Annotated in this window: 16 protein-coding genes; 3 read left to right on the top strand and 13 right to left on the bottom strand. The window is 53.3% G+C overall.

What is annotated here, in order from left to right; genetic code table 11:
• Positions 1–308 precede the first annotated feature (308 nt).
• A complete protein-coding gene (gene timP, locus FDX03_RS22985; protein ID WP_326924143.1) occupies positions 309–437 on the top strand; it encodes a small toxic inner membrane protein TimP in 129 nt (42 codons plus the stop codon).
• Positions 438–473: 36 nt separating this feature from the next.
• Here timP and sseB read toward each other — a convergent pair whose 3' ends face one another.
• The 11 genes from sseB to trmJ all read right to left on the bottom strand — a co-directional run bounded on the left by sseB (position 474) and on the right by trmJ (position 9,184).
• Positions 474–1,250 (bottom strand): enhanced serine sensitivity protein SseB, encoded by a 777-nt coding sequence (gene sseB, locus FDX03_RS03765; protein WP_005120414.1) that lies wholly within the window; start codon positions 1,248–1,250, stop codon positions 474–476.
• Between the two features lie 70 nt (positions 1,251–1,320).
• Entirely contained in the window at positions 1,321–2,604 is a 1,284-nt protein-coding gene (gene pepB / locus FDX03_RS03760) for an aminopeptidase PepB (protein WP_137345496.1), read from the bottom strand.
• A gap of 61 nt (positions 2,605–2,665) precedes the next feature.
• Positions 2,666–2,866 carry a Fe-S cluster assembly protein IscX gene (iscX, locus tag FDX03_RS03755; RefSeq protein ID WP_003037694.1) on the bottom strand — a complete coding sequence of 67 codons (201 nt, stop codon included), beginning with the start codon at positions 2,864–2,866 and terminating at the stop codon, positions 2,666–2,668.
• A gap of 11 nt (positions 2,867–2,877) precedes the next feature.
• Positions 2,878–3,213 (bottom strand): ISC system 2Fe-2S type ferredoxin, encoded by a 336-nt coding sequence (gene fdx, locus FDX03_RS03750; RefSeq protein ID WP_003037690.1) that lies wholly within the window; start codon positions 3,211–3,213, stop codon positions 2,878–2,880.
• Position 3,214: 1 nt separating this feature from the next.
• The gene (hscA, locus tag FDX03_RS03745) at positions 3,215–5,065 is read right to left on the bottom strand and encodes a Fe-S protein assembly chaperone HscA (RefSeq protein WP_137345495.1); all 1,851 of its coding nucleotides are present in this window, start codon (positions 5,063–5,065) and stop codon (positions 3,215–3,217) included.
• Between the two features lie 15 nt (positions 5,066–5,080).
• Entirely contained in the window at positions 5,081–5,596 is a 516-nt protein-coding gene (gene hscB, locus FDX03_RS03740) for a co-chaperone HscB (protein ID WP_003838436.1), read from the bottom strand.
• A 108-nt stretch (positions 5,597–5,704) separates the two neighbouring features.
• Positions 5,705–6,028, bottom strand: a complete 324-nt coding sequence (gene iscA, locus FDX03_RS03730) for an iron-sulfur cluster assembly protein IscA (RefSeq protein ID WP_003037681.1) — start codon at positions 6,026–6,028, stop codon at positions 5,705–5,707.
• Between the two features lie 20 nt (positions 6,029–6,048).
• Positions 6,049–6,435 carry a Fe-S cluster assembly scaffold IscU gene (gene iscU, locus FDX03_RS03725; protein ID WP_002913991.1) on the bottom strand — a complete coding sequence of 129 codons (387 nt, stop codon included), beginning with the start codon at positions 6,433–6,435 and terminating at the stop codon, positions 6,049–6,051.
• 25 nt (positions 6,436–6,460) lie between these two features.
• Positions 6,461–7,675: a cysteine desulfurase gene (gene iscS / locus FDX03_RS03720; protein WP_137345494.1), complete on the bottom strand. Its 1,215-nt coding sequence runs from the start codon at positions 7,673–7,675 to the stop codon at positions 6,461–6,463.
• Positions 7,676–7,787: 112 nt separating this feature from the next.
• Positions 7,788–8,279 (bottom strand): Fe-S cluster assembly transcriptional regulator IscR, encoded by a 492-nt coding sequence (gene iscR / locus FDX03_RS03715; RefSeq protein ID WP_003037674.1) that lies wholly within the window; start codon positions 8,277–8,279, stop codon positions 7,788–7,790.
• A 173-nt stretch (positions 8,280–8,452) separates the two neighbouring features.
• On the bottom strand, positions 8,453–9,184 hold the full coding sequence (trmJ, locus tag FDX03_RS03710; protein WP_003838431.1) for a tRNA (cytosine(32)/uridine(32)-2'-O)-methyltransferase TrmJ: 732 nt from the start codon (positions 9,182–9,184) through the stop codon (positions 8,453–8,455).
• Between the two features lie 118 nt (positions 9,185–9,302).
• Between trmJ and suhB the strand changes: the two genes are divergently transcribed.
• Complete coding sequence (suhB, locus tag FDX03_RS03705) at positions 9,303–10,106, top strand: inositol-1-monophosphatase (protein WP_003037670.1); 804 nt, start codon at positions 9,303–9,305, stop codon at positions 10,104–10,106.
• A gap of 104 nt (positions 10,107–10,210) precedes the next feature.
• Here suhB and FDX03_RS03700 read toward each other — a convergent pair whose 3' ends face one another.
• Both FDX03_RS03700 and FDX03_RS03695 read right to left on the bottom strand, forming a co-directional pair.
• Complete coding sequence (locus FDX03_RS03700; RefSeq protein ID WP_137345493.1) at positions 10,211–11,191, bottom strand: nickel/cobalt transporter; 981 nt, start codon at positions 11,189–11,191, stop codon at positions 10,211–10,213.
• A complete protein-coding gene (locus FDX03_RS03695; RefSeq protein WP_048210918.1) occupies positions 11,182–11,820 on the bottom strand; it encodes a DUF1007 family protein in 639 nt (212 codons plus the stop codon). The genes FDX03_RS03700 and FDX03_RS03695 overlap by 10 nt, the downstream gene beginning before the upstream one ends.
• A 419-nt stretch (positions 11,821–12,239) precedes the next feature.
• On the opposite strand from FDX03_RS03695, the gene FDX03_RS03690 reads away from it, so the two are divergent.
• On the top strand, positions 12,240–13,223 hold the full coding sequence (locus FDX03_RS03690; RefSeq protein ID WP_003037665.1) for an autoinducer 2 ABC transporter substrate-binding protein: 984 nt from the start codon (positions 12,240–12,242) through the stop codon (positions 13,221–13,223).
• The last annotated feature ends 33 nt before the right edge of the window (positions 13,224–13,256 follow it).

The following is a 13,256-nucleotide window of genomic DNA, read 5'->3' as shown; positions in this document are numbered from 1 at the left end:
AAAAACCGCTCAAATGAGCGGTTTTTTTGTGCCAGTCCGGTTCGCGGCCTTTCCAGCAGGCTGTGTTGCCATAGCAACGCAGGCACACCTCAGGAGCTAAATATTCCGGTTTAAGAGAATAAAAGTCAAGTTAATTAACAGGGAAACTATTCAACATTTAATGTATTATTCTGAGCGGCCCTTTCCGCTGTCTCGCAAACGGGCACTGGCTTTAGGGAAGGTCATTGTATGGCCGTATACGCAGGCGCACCTCAGTGCTTGCTATCACGGCATGATCGCCAGTGGTGCTGTCGTGATGCGGTCTTCGCATGGACCGCGCAATGAAAATACGATACTTCTGTATCGTGCTTGTTGTATCTGGCGCGTTGTGTCTTCACGGTGATCGGAGTTACTCAGGTAATTCTGTATGCGTGACGCTCAGCGCCCAGGGCAAGTAAGCCAGGTAGCCGCCCTACGGGGCGGCTTTCCTTTACTCAGATAATCCTGTTCTGCTTGAAATCCCGCAGGAAACCGCCCCAGCGACGCTCGTAGAAAGGCGCGATGTGTTCGGTAATAAAGTGGCTGACCCCTTTCTCACCTTTCACCACCTGGCAGATATCAATCGGTTCATCACCCGGTAACGTATCCGTTGCAACACTCCCCGTGGCATGAATAATCTCTTCAATATCGCCATCGGCTTCAATGCCAATCAGCAGGTTGGGTTGGGCATCCGGACTTTCTTTGATCGAGCAGAGAAACGCGCGTTTTACCGGCTTAATGGTTTTAAACAGCGTAGTCAGCGAGTCAATCATCTGCGCCGGAGGTTCAGCGACTTCAGAGAGGATCAGCGATTCACCGCCTTCCAGTACTTCCTGGGTGCTGAGCGGATTCCCTTCTTCCCCCATCAGCAGGCTGATTTCACGCGGCATAAATTCTTTGCCGGTCGGCAGTTTCGCGTTGAGAAACAGCGTTTCGCCGAGCGTCATTTCAAACAATGTACGCACCGGCATGACGACAAATGCCTGCTCATCTTCAACCGCCTGCTGCAGAGCTTCCAGGGAGGTGAAGAACGGGATCACGGTGGTGCCGTCTTCTTTTTCCCAGTGCTGAAGATCGAGGGCGCTGTCTTCAACCACCGCCTCGCCTTCTGCGGCAGTACCCGGCACCCAGACGGTAGACTCCAGTAAAGTACGGAAAAATGCCGGACGATGCGCAGGCTCTGTCGCCGCTTGCTCCAGCAGGGTTTCTAATTCGTTTTTTGTTTCAGACATAAGAACCACAAATTGGATGAGTACGTGTAGGCCGAATGCGCGAAACGCTATCCGGCCATACAGTCATAAATTACGCGGTCAGCAGGTTGGCAATCGTGCGCACACCCAGACCGGTTGCGCCCGCAGACCACTGCTCAACCGGCGCTTTGCGATAGGTTGCAGAGCAGTCGATGTGCAGCCAGCCCTGCTGATAGTTTTCCACGAAATGGGACAGGAAGCCCGCCGCAGTGCTGGCACCCGCCGGATAAGCCGCGCTGCCGGTATTATTCAGCTCGGCAAAGTTAGACGGCAGTTGGCTACGGTGGAACTCTGCCAACGGCAGACGCCAGAACGGTTCGTTTTCTTGCGCCGCACTTGCCAGCAGACGGGTAGCCAGTTGATCGTCAAAGCTAAACAGCGCGTGGTAATCGTTGCCCAGTGCCGTTTTCGCCGCGCCAGTCAACGTGGCAGCATCAATGATCAATTCTGGTTTTTGCGCGCTGGCGTCAATCAGGCCATCGGCCAGTACCAGACGTCCTTCGGCATCGGTATTCATCACTTCAACTTTTTTACCGTTGCGATAGTGAATAATATCGCCGAGCTTAAAGGCGTTGCCGCTGATCAGGTTATCCGCGCAGCACAGATACAGCTTAACGCGCTTGTTCAGACCACGGGTGATGGCGAACGCCAGCGCGCCGGTCACCGTGGCCGCACCGCCCATATCAGACTTCATCGAGTCCATAAATGCGCTTTGCTTGATGCTGTATCCGCCGGAATCAAAGGTAATTCCCTTGCCAACCAGACAGGCATAAACCGGGGCTTCTTTATCCCCGGTCGGGTTGAAGTCCAGCGCCAGCAATACTGGCGGACGTTCAGATCCACGACCTACGGTATGCAATCCCATGTAGTTCTGCTCGCGCAGATCTTCGCCTTTAGTGATCCGGTAAGAGACGTTATCGCAGGCAACAGAGCACAGCAGGTCTACTGCGCGTTGCGCCAGCTGTTCCGGGCCCAGCTCTTCTGCCGGGGCGTTAATGGTATCGCGCACCCAGTCAATAATTTTCAGGCGGTTATCCAGCTCTTTGCGCTGCGCCTCATCCAGAGCGGCCCACTCAACTTTGCGGGTGCCTTTTGGTCCTTTGTAGCCCTGCCAGAACGCCCAGCTACGTTCGGTATCCCAGCCTTCACCGTCCAGTTGGACATGTTTAATACCCAGGCCGTCAATTTTACGGGCGGCGCGCTGGATAAGGCCGAGGTCATCTTTCCCGTTCAGGTGCAGGGTAATACCGTCATTATTAATGCTGTATGTCGCCTTTTCACCCCAGCGGGCATCGGCGGGTTGCGTGGAAAGCGTAATTTTCATGGCTTCTGTCATTTTATTTATCCTTATTTTCGCGCATACAGGAAAACGGGCCGCCCGTGGGCAGCCCGTTGACTTATTCGGCTTCGTCCAGCCAGACCAGCAAAATGGCCTCAAGGATTTTTTCGTTCGATGCCTGTGGATCATCATCGAACTCTTCCAGGTCACAGATCCACTGGTGCAGATCGGTGAAACGAACGGTCTTGGGGTCGAGATCGGGGAACGCGTCGTACAGCGCTTCGCCGATTTCACGGCTATCGGTCCACTTCAGTCCCATACTACCCTCTGTTAATGCTCACGTGCATGATTGATTGTGTAACGTGGGATTTCGACCACTAAATCGTCCTCGGTGACACGTGCCTGACAGCTTAAACGGCTCTCCGGCTCCAGTCCCCAGGCTTTATCCAGCATGTCGTCTTCTTCTTCTGTGCTTTCCGGCAAAGAATCAAAACCTTCACGTACGATGCAGTGGCAGGTTGTGCAGGCACAGGATTTTTCACAGGCGTGTTCAATCTCGATACCGTTACGCAGGGCAACATCAAGAATGGTTTCGCCGGTCTCAGCTTCCAGAACTGCGCCATCGGGACAGAGATCCTGATGAGGCAAAATAACAATCTTTGGCATATTAAACCTCGTCCACGGAATGGCCTTTCAGCGCGCTACGGACGGATTTGTCCATGCGGCGAGCAGCGAATTCCTGGGTTTGTTTGTCTACGTTTTTAATGGCTTGTTCTATCGCGTCAACATCGTCACCCTGTGCAACCTCGCTCAAGTGCGCGGCGGCGGTGTCGATAACCTGACGTTCTGCGGCGCTTAACAGCGCGGCATCAGCGTTCAGCGCACCGGATAAACTTTCCAGTACGCGTGCCGCTTCGACTTTCTGTTCTGCAAGCCAACGGGCTTTAACGTCCTGCTCGGCAAAACTCATCGAATCCTGAATCATGGAGGCGATTTCACTGTCGGTCAGACCGTAGGACGGTTTAACCTGAATTGAGGACTCAACGCCGGTAGATTTTTCCATGGCGGTGACGCTCAGCAGACCATCGGCGTCCACCTGGAAGGTCACGCGGATGTGTGCGCCGCCAGCTGGCAATGCCGGGATGCCGCGCAGCGCAAAACGCGCCAGTGAACGGCAGTCCTGTACCAGCTCACGCTCGCCTTGCATCACGTGAATGGACATCGCGGTTTGGCCATCTTTAAAGGTGGTGAAATCCTGCGCGCGCGCCACCGGGATAGTGGTGTTACGTGGGATCACTTTCTCCACCAGACCGCCCATAGTTTCAAGACCGAGCGACAGCGGGATAACGTCCAACAGCAGCATTTCGCTGTCTGGTTTGTTCCCGACCAGAATATCCGCCTGAATTGCCGCACCAATGGCGACCACTTTGTCCGGGTCGATAGAAGTCAGCGGCGTACGGCCAAAAAATTCACCAACGCGTTCACGCACCAATGGCACGCGCGTTGAACCACCGACCATCACCACTTCCAGCACATCCTGCGGCTCCACGCCCGCATCTTTCAGCGCGCGACGGCAGGCCAGCAGCGTACGCTTGACCAGTGCGGAAATGAGTCCATTAAAGGTTTCACGGGTGATTTCACCCTGCCATCCCGCCACGTTAACCGTTACAGAATCGGTATCGCTAAGCGCGATTTTCGCTGCAATAGCGGCATCCAGCAGTTCGCGCTGTACGCGGTTATCACTGCGATCGGCAACACCCGCCTGCTCGCGAATGTAATCCGCCAGCAGATGGTCAAAGTCGTCGCCGCCGAGCGCGGAATCACCGCCGGTCGCCAGCACTTCGAATACGCCGCGACTCAGGCGCAGAATAGAAATATCAAAAGTACCGCCGCCAAGATCGTAGACCGCAATCACGCCTTCCTGACCGGAGTCCAGACCATAGGCAATCGCAGCTGCGGTCGGTTCGTTCAGCAGACGTAATACGTGCAGGCCCGCCAGACGCGCGGCGTCTTTGGTCCCCTGACGCTGTGCATCGTCAAAGTAAGCCGGAACGGTGATCACCACGCCGTCCAGTTCGCCGGACAGTGATTCGGTTGCCCGCGCGGCCAGCGCTTTCAGAATATCAGCGGAGACGCGCACCGGATTAAGCAATCCGGCAGCGGTTTCAATCATCGGCAAGCCGTTTTCGCTTGCCTGGAACGTATATGGCAGATGCGGGTAACGCGCCTGGATATCCGCCAGAGAGCGGCCCATCATGCGTTTTACCGAACTGACGGTGTTTGCCGTATCCAGCGCAGCATTGGCGCGGGCATCGTAACCGACAGAATAACCCTGCTGCTGATAGTGAACCACTGACGGCAACAGGTGGCGACCTTCATGATCTGCCAGCGTTTCGGCCTGGCCGCTGCGTACGGTCGCAACCAGGGAGTTGGTGGTGCCTAAATCGATACCTACCGCCAGACGACGCTGGTGCGGCGCGGCGCTCAGACCAGGCTCACTAATTTGTAATAAGGCCATTTTCGCTTCCGGAAATTAAAAATCGAGCAGTTTTTCTTCGAGTTGTTCTGCACTGCTTCGCAGTTTATCGAGAAAACGCAGCTTACGCACGGTATCTGCCGCCGCGTCCCACGTCTCGCTATCCAGCTGTTCCACCATCAGTTGATGACGAACGTTATACATTTCGCTGACGCGCTGCATAAACGCATCTAAACGTTGACTGTCTTTTGCCTGTTCAATTTCGTCCAGCTCTTCCCGCAGCTCCAGTTGTTCCATCAGGAACGCGGTATCGCGCACCGTGTGCTGCTCGCTACGGATATCAAAGCCGTGTAAAGACAATAAGTATTCGGCGCGCATCAAAGGATGACGCAGCGTTTGCCAGGCCTGGTTGATCGTGGCGGACTGCGAAACCGCAGCAAGTTGTTCCGCCTGGGAACCACTGGCAAATTTATCAGGATGATACTGACGTTGTAGATCCTGAAAACGTAGGCTCAGCGCCTGAGTATCGAGCTGATAACGGGCCGGCAAGCCAAAGAGGGTGAAGTAGTCCATAACATTCTCAGGGCATCGATTCTCTGTTGTTCACGGGAGCAAAACCAGAGAGTCAGGTAAAACAAACCCCACGCGCAGGCGACCACGGTGGGGTTATCAGTAAGCGCGTTACACGTGGAAGCTTTCGCCGCATCCACATTCGTCTTTCACGTTCGGGTTAGTGAACTTAAACCCTTCGTTCAGACCTTCTTTGACGAAGTCTAACTGCGTACCGTCGAGGAATTGCAGGCTCTTACCGTCGACCACAACTTTTACGCCTTTGTCTTCAAACACGGTATCTTCAGCCGCCGGCTCGTCAACAAATTCCAGTACATAGGCCATACCTGAGCAGCCGGAGGTTCTCACGCCCAGACGCAGACCAAACCCTTTACCGCGGTTTGCCAGGAAGGTATTTACACGCGCTGCTGCACTGTCGCTTAAGGTAATCGACATAATAAAACCTCAACTCTTAATTATTTTGCTTCACGTTTGCTTTTGTAATCCGCAATCGCGGCTTTAATTGCGTCTTCAGCCAGAATAGAGCAGTGAATTTTCACCGGTGGCAGTTCAAGCTCGTCGGCGATATCGGTGTTTTTAATCGCCTGTGCTTCGTCCAGAGATTTCCCTTTTACCCATTCGGTAACCAGAGAGCTGGAAGCAATAGCGGAACCGCAGCCGTAAGTCTTGAAACGCGCGTCTTCAATGATACCCTCATTGTTGACTTTGATCTGCAACTTCATCACGTCGCCACAGGCTGGTGCACCCACCATGCCGCTGCCCACGTTCTCGTCGCTGTTGTCAAAAGAACCCACGTTACGTGGATTCTCGTAATGATCGATTACTTTTTCGCTGTAAGCCATGCTGAATTCTCCTTATCGGTACCGATTAGTGATGTGACCATTCAATGCTGTTCAGATCCACGCCCTGTTTGAACATTTCCCACAGTGGAGAAAGGTCACGCAGGCGGCCGATGGAGTTGCGAACCAGATTGATGGCGTAGTCAATCTCTTCTTCGGTAGTGAAACGACCTAAAGAGAAACGAATTGAGCTGTGTGCCAGCTCGTCGGTCATCCCCAGCGCACGCAGCACGTAGGATGGCTCCAGGCTTGCAGAAGTACATGCAGAACCGGAGGATACAGCCAGATCTTTCAGCGCCATAATCAGCGACTCGCCTTCAACAAAGTTGAAGCTGACGTTGAGAATGTTCGGTGCGCCCTGCTCGAGATCGCCGTTAAGATACACTTCTTCCATATCTTTCACGCCGTCCCACAGACGGTTACGCAAGCTGCGCAGGCGCGCCATCTCGGTTTCCATCTCTTCTTTAGCGATACGGTAAGCTTCACCCATGCCGACGATCTGGTGCACAGGCAGCGTACCGGAACGCATACCGCGCTCGTGACCGCCGCCGTGCATCTGCGCTTCAATACGAATACGCGGTTTACGACGCACGTACAGCGCACCAATACCTTTCGGACCATAGATTTTGTGGCCGGAGAAGGACATCAGGTCAACTTTCAGTTGGCTCAGATCGATAGGCAGTTTGCCCACGCTCTGGGTCGCATCAACGTGATAGATGATGCCGCGCGCACGGCACATTTCGCCGATAGTCGCGATATCCTGCACCACGCCGATTTCGTTATTCACGTGCATGATGGACACGAGAATAGTGTCGTCACGCATTGCCGCTTCAAGTTCTTTCAGGTCGATAATGCCGTTACGCTGCGGGGCGAGGTAGGTGACTTCAAACCCTTCGCGCTCCAGCTGACGACAGGTGTCCAGCACGGCTTTGTGTTCGGTTTTGCTGGTGATGATGTGCTTGCCTTTTTTCTGATAAAAGTTGGCTGCACCTTTAATCGCCAGGTTATCGGATTCAGTCGCACCGGAAGTAAAGACGATTTCACGCGGGTCAGCGCCCACGAGGTCAGCAATCTGGTTACGGGCGATATCTACCGCCTCTTCAGCCTGCCAGCCGAAACGGTGTGAACGAGACGCTGGGTTACCAAAGTTTCCGTCCAGGGTCAGACACTGCATCATTTTCTCGGCAACACGCGGGTCCACCGGCGTGGTTGCGGAGTAGTCGAGATAGATCGGTAATTTCATTGCTCTATAAACTCCGTACATCGCTTCAATGCAAGGAATCAGGCAACCGGCTGGATGTACGACCGTGTTAACGGGGTGTGTAACACCCCGGCCTGATTCTAAAATACTTTTATTATGCGCGTAACTTAACGTCGATCGCGTCTTGAGCACGATTAGTGCGTGGAGCGTCATGGGTATGCTGGCGACCAGACACATCCAGAACTTCCTGATTATTTACCAGTTCGCCCAACGTAATGTTGTTGAGGAAACCGGTCAGACGATCGCTCAGATCGCGCCACAGCGCATGGGTCAGGCATTTATCGCCGCCCTGACAACCGCCTTTACCCTGGCAACGGGTCGCATCTACAGACTCGTCCACAGCGCTGATTACTTCACCTACTGCGATGCTGCCGGCATCTTTACCCAGCAGATACCCGCCGCCTGGTCCACGTACGCTGGAAACCAGACCGTTTTTACGCAAACGGGAAAACAGCTGCTCCAGATATGACAGGGAAATTCCCTGACGTTCAGAAATATCAGCCAACGGTACCGGGCCCGTTTCGGAGTTGAGCGCAACGTCCAACATTGCGGTCACGGCATAACGCCCTTTTGATGTCAGTCTCATGTCTTACTTAGCCTCAAACTCGCCCCTGCCCGGGGTTTTTTATTGTAAAATGGGGGTATTGCATAGCAGGGGCAAGTCTGACATTCCCGACTAAATCAGTCAACTATTTACTTGACTAATTTAGTCAGGTATTTAACCTTCAGTGCCATTTTTACTTGCCGGAGGCGTTACGTTTACTTGCCTTTATTTTGTTGCTCAATCGACGCTAAAATCCCGCGCAAAATGTTCAGTTCCTGGCTCTCCGGACGCGCGCGCGTAAACAGACGGCGCAGCTTGTTCATCACCTGTCCCGGATGCCCTTCGCGGATAAACCCAGTCGACAGAAGCGTTTGTTCCAGATGACCGTAAAAACGCTCTAAATCATCGACCAGCGGGTACTCAGCTTCTTCGTATTCTGCGGTCTTCTCGCTTTCCTGCGTCGCCAGCCAGGCCATGCGCACTTCATAAGAGATGACCTGCACCGCCATCGCCAGGTTCAGCGAACTGTATTCCGGGTTCGCAGCAATAGCGACGTGGTAATGGCACTTCTGCAGTTCTTCATTCGTCAGACCAACGCGTTCACGACCAAACACCAGCGCCACCGGCGAATTCGTCGCTTCAGAGACGCTTTTTAAACCGCATTCGCGCGGATCCAGCATCGGCCACGGCAGCGTACGGGAGCGCGCGCTGGTGCCTACCACCAGGCTGCAACCTGCCAGCGCTTCATCAAGAGTATCGACGATCTGCGCGCTGCCGATTACATCACTGGCACCTGCCGCCAGAGCGATGGCCTGAGAGTCCGGTTTAACCAGTGGATTTACCAGCCACAGATTGGTTAAACCCATGGTTTTCATTGCGCGGGCTACAGAGCCCATGTTGCCAGTGTGAGAGGTTTCCACCAGCACGATTCGAATATTTTGCAGCATTGTATTTCTTCGGCTAAAGATTATTCGGGCATATTATCATAAAACGAAGACATATTCCGAACTCGCTGCTATACTCTGCGCCGTTTTCCCGTTCTTTAACATCCAGTGAGAGAGACCGATGCATCCGATGCTGACCATCGCCGTGCGCGCAGCGCGCAAGGCGGGTAATGTAATTGCCAAACACTACGAAACCCCAGACTCTGTAGAAACCAGCCAGAAAGGCAGCAATGATTTCGTGACTAACGTCGATAAAGCCGCCGAAGCGATTATTATCGAAACTATTCGCAAATCTTACCCACAGCACACCATCATCACCGAAGAAAGCGGTGAGCACGCAGGTGAAGATCAGGATGTTCAATGGGTTATCGATCCACTGGATGGCACTACCAACTTCGTAAAACGTCTGCCGCACTTCGCGGTATCTATCGCAGTACGCATTAAAGGCCGTACTGAAGTTGCCGTTGTTTACGATCCGATGCGTAACGAACTGTTCACCGCCACTCGCGGCCAGGGCGCACAGCTGAACGGCTATCGTCTGCGTGGCAGCACCGCCCGCGATCTGGACGGCACCATCATCGCCACCGGTTTCCCGTTCAAAGCGAAGCAGCACGCCGCTTCTTACATGAAAATTCTTGGCAAAATGTTTACCGAGTGCGCTGACTTCCGCCGCACAGGTTCTGCTGCGCTGGATCTGGCTTACGTTGCCGCTGCGCGCGTTGACGGTTACTTCGAAATCGGTCTGAAACCATGGGATTTCGCCGCAGGTGAGCTGATTGCGCGTGAAGCTGGCGCACTGGTTTGCGACTTCACCGGTGGTCATAACTACCTGGCAACCGGCAACATCGTTGCAGGTAACCCGCGCGTTGTTAAAGCCATGCTGGCGAACATGCGTGATGAACTGAGCGACGCGCTGAAACGCTAATCGTTTGATGCCGGATGGCGGCTAGCGCCTTATCCGGCCTACCAGGGGCGTTCCCCGTAGGCCTGATAAGCGAGGCGCCATCAGGCATTCATCCTACAACAGTGCTAAAACGGTCTTATCCCCCGCCCCACCGGCACCGCGCTCATCCACATCACTACCGCAGCAGCAATAAGCACTGCACCACCGGCTAACGCCAGCGTCGTCCATCCGATTTGCCGCCACAGCACCGGCGCTTTGTGTCCGCTAATTCTCACCGCCAGCGAGCGAAAACTGTGTACCAGCAGAGCCAGTGACGTAATCGTTAAAGAGGTTCCTGCCGCCATCGCCAGCGCCGACGCCATACCCCAGCTAAAGACGCCAACCACTTTACTGAACAGCAGCACCATAATTGCGCCAGAGCATGGGCGCATGCCCATAGAGAGAATAATCATCAACCGGGCGCGCCAGTCATCACCGCTTTGCAGTTGTTCCGGGTTGGGCAAATGCTGATGCCCGCAGCCGCAGCCCTCGTGATGCACATGGTGCGGCGTAAAGGCGGTGAATTTCGGGCGCATCAGCAGCTGGCGCAATTTCTTTAGCGCACGGACACACAATAAAACACCCAACATGCCAACCAGCGCATAACTTCCCTTCTCCAGCCAGAAACTGCTCATATGCAGCTGTCGGGCAGGCAGTTGCAGTACCGTGAGCACCACAACCACCAGCCCTATTGCCACCAGCCCCTGTAATAGGGAAGACGCCAGCGTCAGCCCGATGCTCGACTTGAGCTTCGACGGATGCGTCGCCAGCCAGGTCGTGATGACGATTTTGCCGTGCCCCGGCCCCAATGCGTGCAATACCCCATATATAAAGCTAAACAACAGCAGAGATCCGCCCGCACGTGTGGGGTTCGCGGCAACCGCTTTCAGCAACCCGCTCATCTGCTGGTTAACGCCTCGCTGCCAGACGACACTTTGCATCATCACCTGCGGCCAGGCCTGCCATAACCACAACACCCCGCCTGTCGCCAACAACAAAAAGACCGCCAGCGGCCATAGCGTGAGCCAGCGGCGTCTGGCTGCGCGTTGTTGATAAACTACTGACATTGCAGCGTCACCGTCTGTGCAAACTGTTTACCCAACTCCATATCCTCCGGCGGTGCGTCTTCTTTATCCAGAGACTGCGCAAAACTCAGCATGTGTTCATTCGGCGTCGGCGTATGCATTGAAATATGGCATTGCTGGCTTATGGTCTGCGAAAGCCGGGCGTCGCTGTCTTTGTCATAGCTCATATCGACGTAGTAGGTCGGATCGAAGGTTGAAATAGTATATTTTTGACCGCTCAGTGGTTGAGCTTCGGCCAGCGGCAGAACGAACGTCAGCACCGCCTGGTGTTCTTCACGCTCCATGCCATATTCCGTCGGTCTGTTTTTAAACTTTACCTTTTTCCCATCGTGCCATACTTCGGTGAAATAGTGCTGCCCGAGAACGTTGGCCATCACTTCCGCCGCCAGTTTTTTCCAAATTTCATCGCCAGGTTTAGCATTCCCCGCGTCGTAAAGCAGATCCGCCGACGTGATTTCATCCATCGTCCAGCGCATTTTTAGCGCGACGAACCGATCATTTTCGCTCACAACTTCGGTTTTCAGATGAATAAAGCTGTGGGGATGCGCACCTGTGCCAAAAGACAGGACAGCGAGAAACAACGTCATAATGATACGTTTAACGCCTTGCATGAGTTCTCCACGTTAAAAATCAACACCGCCACAAATAATGATGCCGTATTTGGCGCAAGTGTGCCGAGGATACCATTGAACGAAAAAAGTTGAGCACCCTTTTCCGGTATCGATTCAGTTCTCAATTTCGATAATTTCTTCTTCGGGAAATTCCACCCAAACACCTTTTCGGCGTCAAATCTTAAGTCAAATGATAATAATATGTTAGTTAATAGTTTCATTTTAATGTTTTATTAACAATTAATTTGAACGCTTGAATCTAAAAACATGTAAATTTAACTAATTTTTAACTATTTTATTTCCATAAATTCACAATAATGGGCGTACATCACATTCTCCAAACTTATGATTCATTCCCTCTTCCATTCGTTGTTAACTTCACGCCGTGACATGTCCTGCCCCCTACGAAAGGTACAACTATGAAATTCAAACTCGCATTACTCAGTGCAACCCTGGTTTCTGCATGCATGTTGTCCGGCACGTCCTTTGCGGCGGAAAAATATGAAATTGCTGTGGTTGCCAAAGTCACCGGTATTCCCTGGTTTAACCGCATGGAAACCGGTGTTAACGAAGCAGCAAAAAAACTGGATGTGAACGCTTACCAGACCGGTCCGTCTACGCCGGACCCGGCACAGCAGGTCAAAGTGATTGAGGATCTGATCGCCAAAAACGTCAACGCGATCATCGTGGTACCAAACGATGCCAAGGTTCTTGAGCCAGTACTGAAAAAAGCGCGCGATAAAGGCATTGTGGTCCTGACGCACGAATCCCCGGACGAGCAAATCGGTCAGTGGGATATCGAAACCATCGACAGTGAAAAATACGCGCAGGCCAACGTCGATGAGTTAGCGAAAAACATGGGCGGTAAAGGCGGGTATGCAATCTATGTTGGTTCGCTGACGGTCCCACTGCATAACGCGTGGGCGGATTATGCAATTAAGTACCAGAAAGAAAAATATCCGGAAATGTTCGAGGTCACTTCACGCCTGCCGGTCGCGGAAAGCATCGATAAATCCTACGCCACAACGCTGGATCTGATGAAAACCTATCCGCAGATGAAGGGCATTATCGGCTTCGGCTCACTGGGTCCAATTGGTGCGGGTCAGGCTGTGCAGAAAAAACGCGCCAAAGATAAGATCGCCGTTGTCGGGATCGCCATGCCAGCACAGGCTGCGCCTTACCTGATGCGCGGTGATATCAAAAAAGCGCTGCTGTGGGATCCAAAAGATGCGGGCTATGCGCTGGTAACGGTTGCCGATCAGCTGTTGCAGGGCAAAGAAGTCAATGCAGATCTGAGTATCGACGGTTTAGGGAAAGCCGATATCGACACGGAGAAGAAAGTGATCCGCTTTAACAAGATCCTCGAAGTCACCAAAGACAACGCACAATCACTCGGTTTCTAAGGCTTTTGCCAACACCAGGGAAACCATAACGCC

This window comes from Citrobacter sp. wls827 (assembly GCF_005280875.1).
In the GTDB taxonomy this organism is placed as follows: Bacteria; Pseudomonadota; Gammaproteobacteria; order Enterobacterales; family Enterobacteriaceae; genus Citrobacter; species Citrobacter youngae.
This window is presented reverse-complemented; position numbering and strand designations above follow the sequence as displayed.

Coding starts and splice junctions, on each gene's coding strand:
- timP (WP_326924143.1), top strand. CDS start 309: ATGGACCGCGCAATGAAAATACGATACTTCTGTATCGTGCTTGTTGTA.
- sseB (WP_005120414.1), bottom strand. CDS start 1,250: ATGTCTGAAACAAAAAACGAATTAGAAACCCTGCTGGAGCAAGCGGCG.
- pepB (WP_137345496.1), bottom strand. CDS start 2,604: ATGACAGAAGCCATGAAAATTACGCTTTCCACGCAACCCGCCGATGCC.
- iscX (WP_003037694.1), bottom strand. CDS start 2,866: ATGGGACTGAAGTGGACCGATAGCCGTGAAATCGGCGAAGCGCTGTAC.
- fdx (WP_003037690.1), bottom strand. CDS start 3,213: ATGCCAAAGATTGTTATTTTGCCTCATCAGGATCTCTGTCCCGATGGC.
- hscA (WP_137345495.1), bottom strand. CDS start 5,065: ATGGCCTTATTACAAATTAGTGAGCCTGGTCTGAGCGCCGCGCCGCAC.
- hscB (WP_003838436.1), bottom strand. CDS start 5,596: ATGGACTACTTCACCCTCTTTGGCTTGCCGGCCCGTTATCAGCTCGAT.
- iscA (WP_003037681.1), bottom strand. CDS start 6,028: ATGTCGATTACCTTAAGCGACAGTGCAGCAGCGCGTGTAAATACCTTC.
- iscU (WP_002913991.1), bottom strand. CDS start 6,435: ATGGCTTACAGCGAAAAAGTAATCGATCATTACGAGAATCCACGTAAC.
- iscS (WP_137345494.1), bottom strand. CDS start 7,675: ATGAAATTACCGATCTATCTCGACTACTCCGCAACCACGCCGGTGGAC.
- iscR (WP_003037674.1), bottom strand. CDS start 8,279: ATGAGACTGACATCAAAAGGGCGTTATGCCGTGACCGCAATGTTGGAC.
- trmJ (WP_003838431.1), bottom strand. CDS start 9,184: ATGCTGCAAAATATTCGAATCGTGCTGGTGGAAACCTCTCACACTGGC.
- suhB (WP_003037670.1), top strand. CDS start 9,303: ATGCATCCGATGCTGACCATCGCCGTGCGCGCAGCGCGCAAGGCGGGT.
- FDX03_RS03700 (WP_137345493.1), bottom strand. CDS start 11,191: ATGTCAGTAGTTTATCAACAACGCGCAGCCAGACGCCGCTGGCTCACG.
- FDX03_RS03695 (WP_048210918.1), bottom strand. CDS start 11,820: ATGCAAGGCGTTAAACGTATCATTATGACGTTGTTTCTCGCTGTCCTG.
- FDX03_RS03690 (WP_003037665.1), top strand. CDS start 12,240: ATGAAATTCAAACTCGCATTACTCAGTGCAACCCTGGTTTCTGCATGC.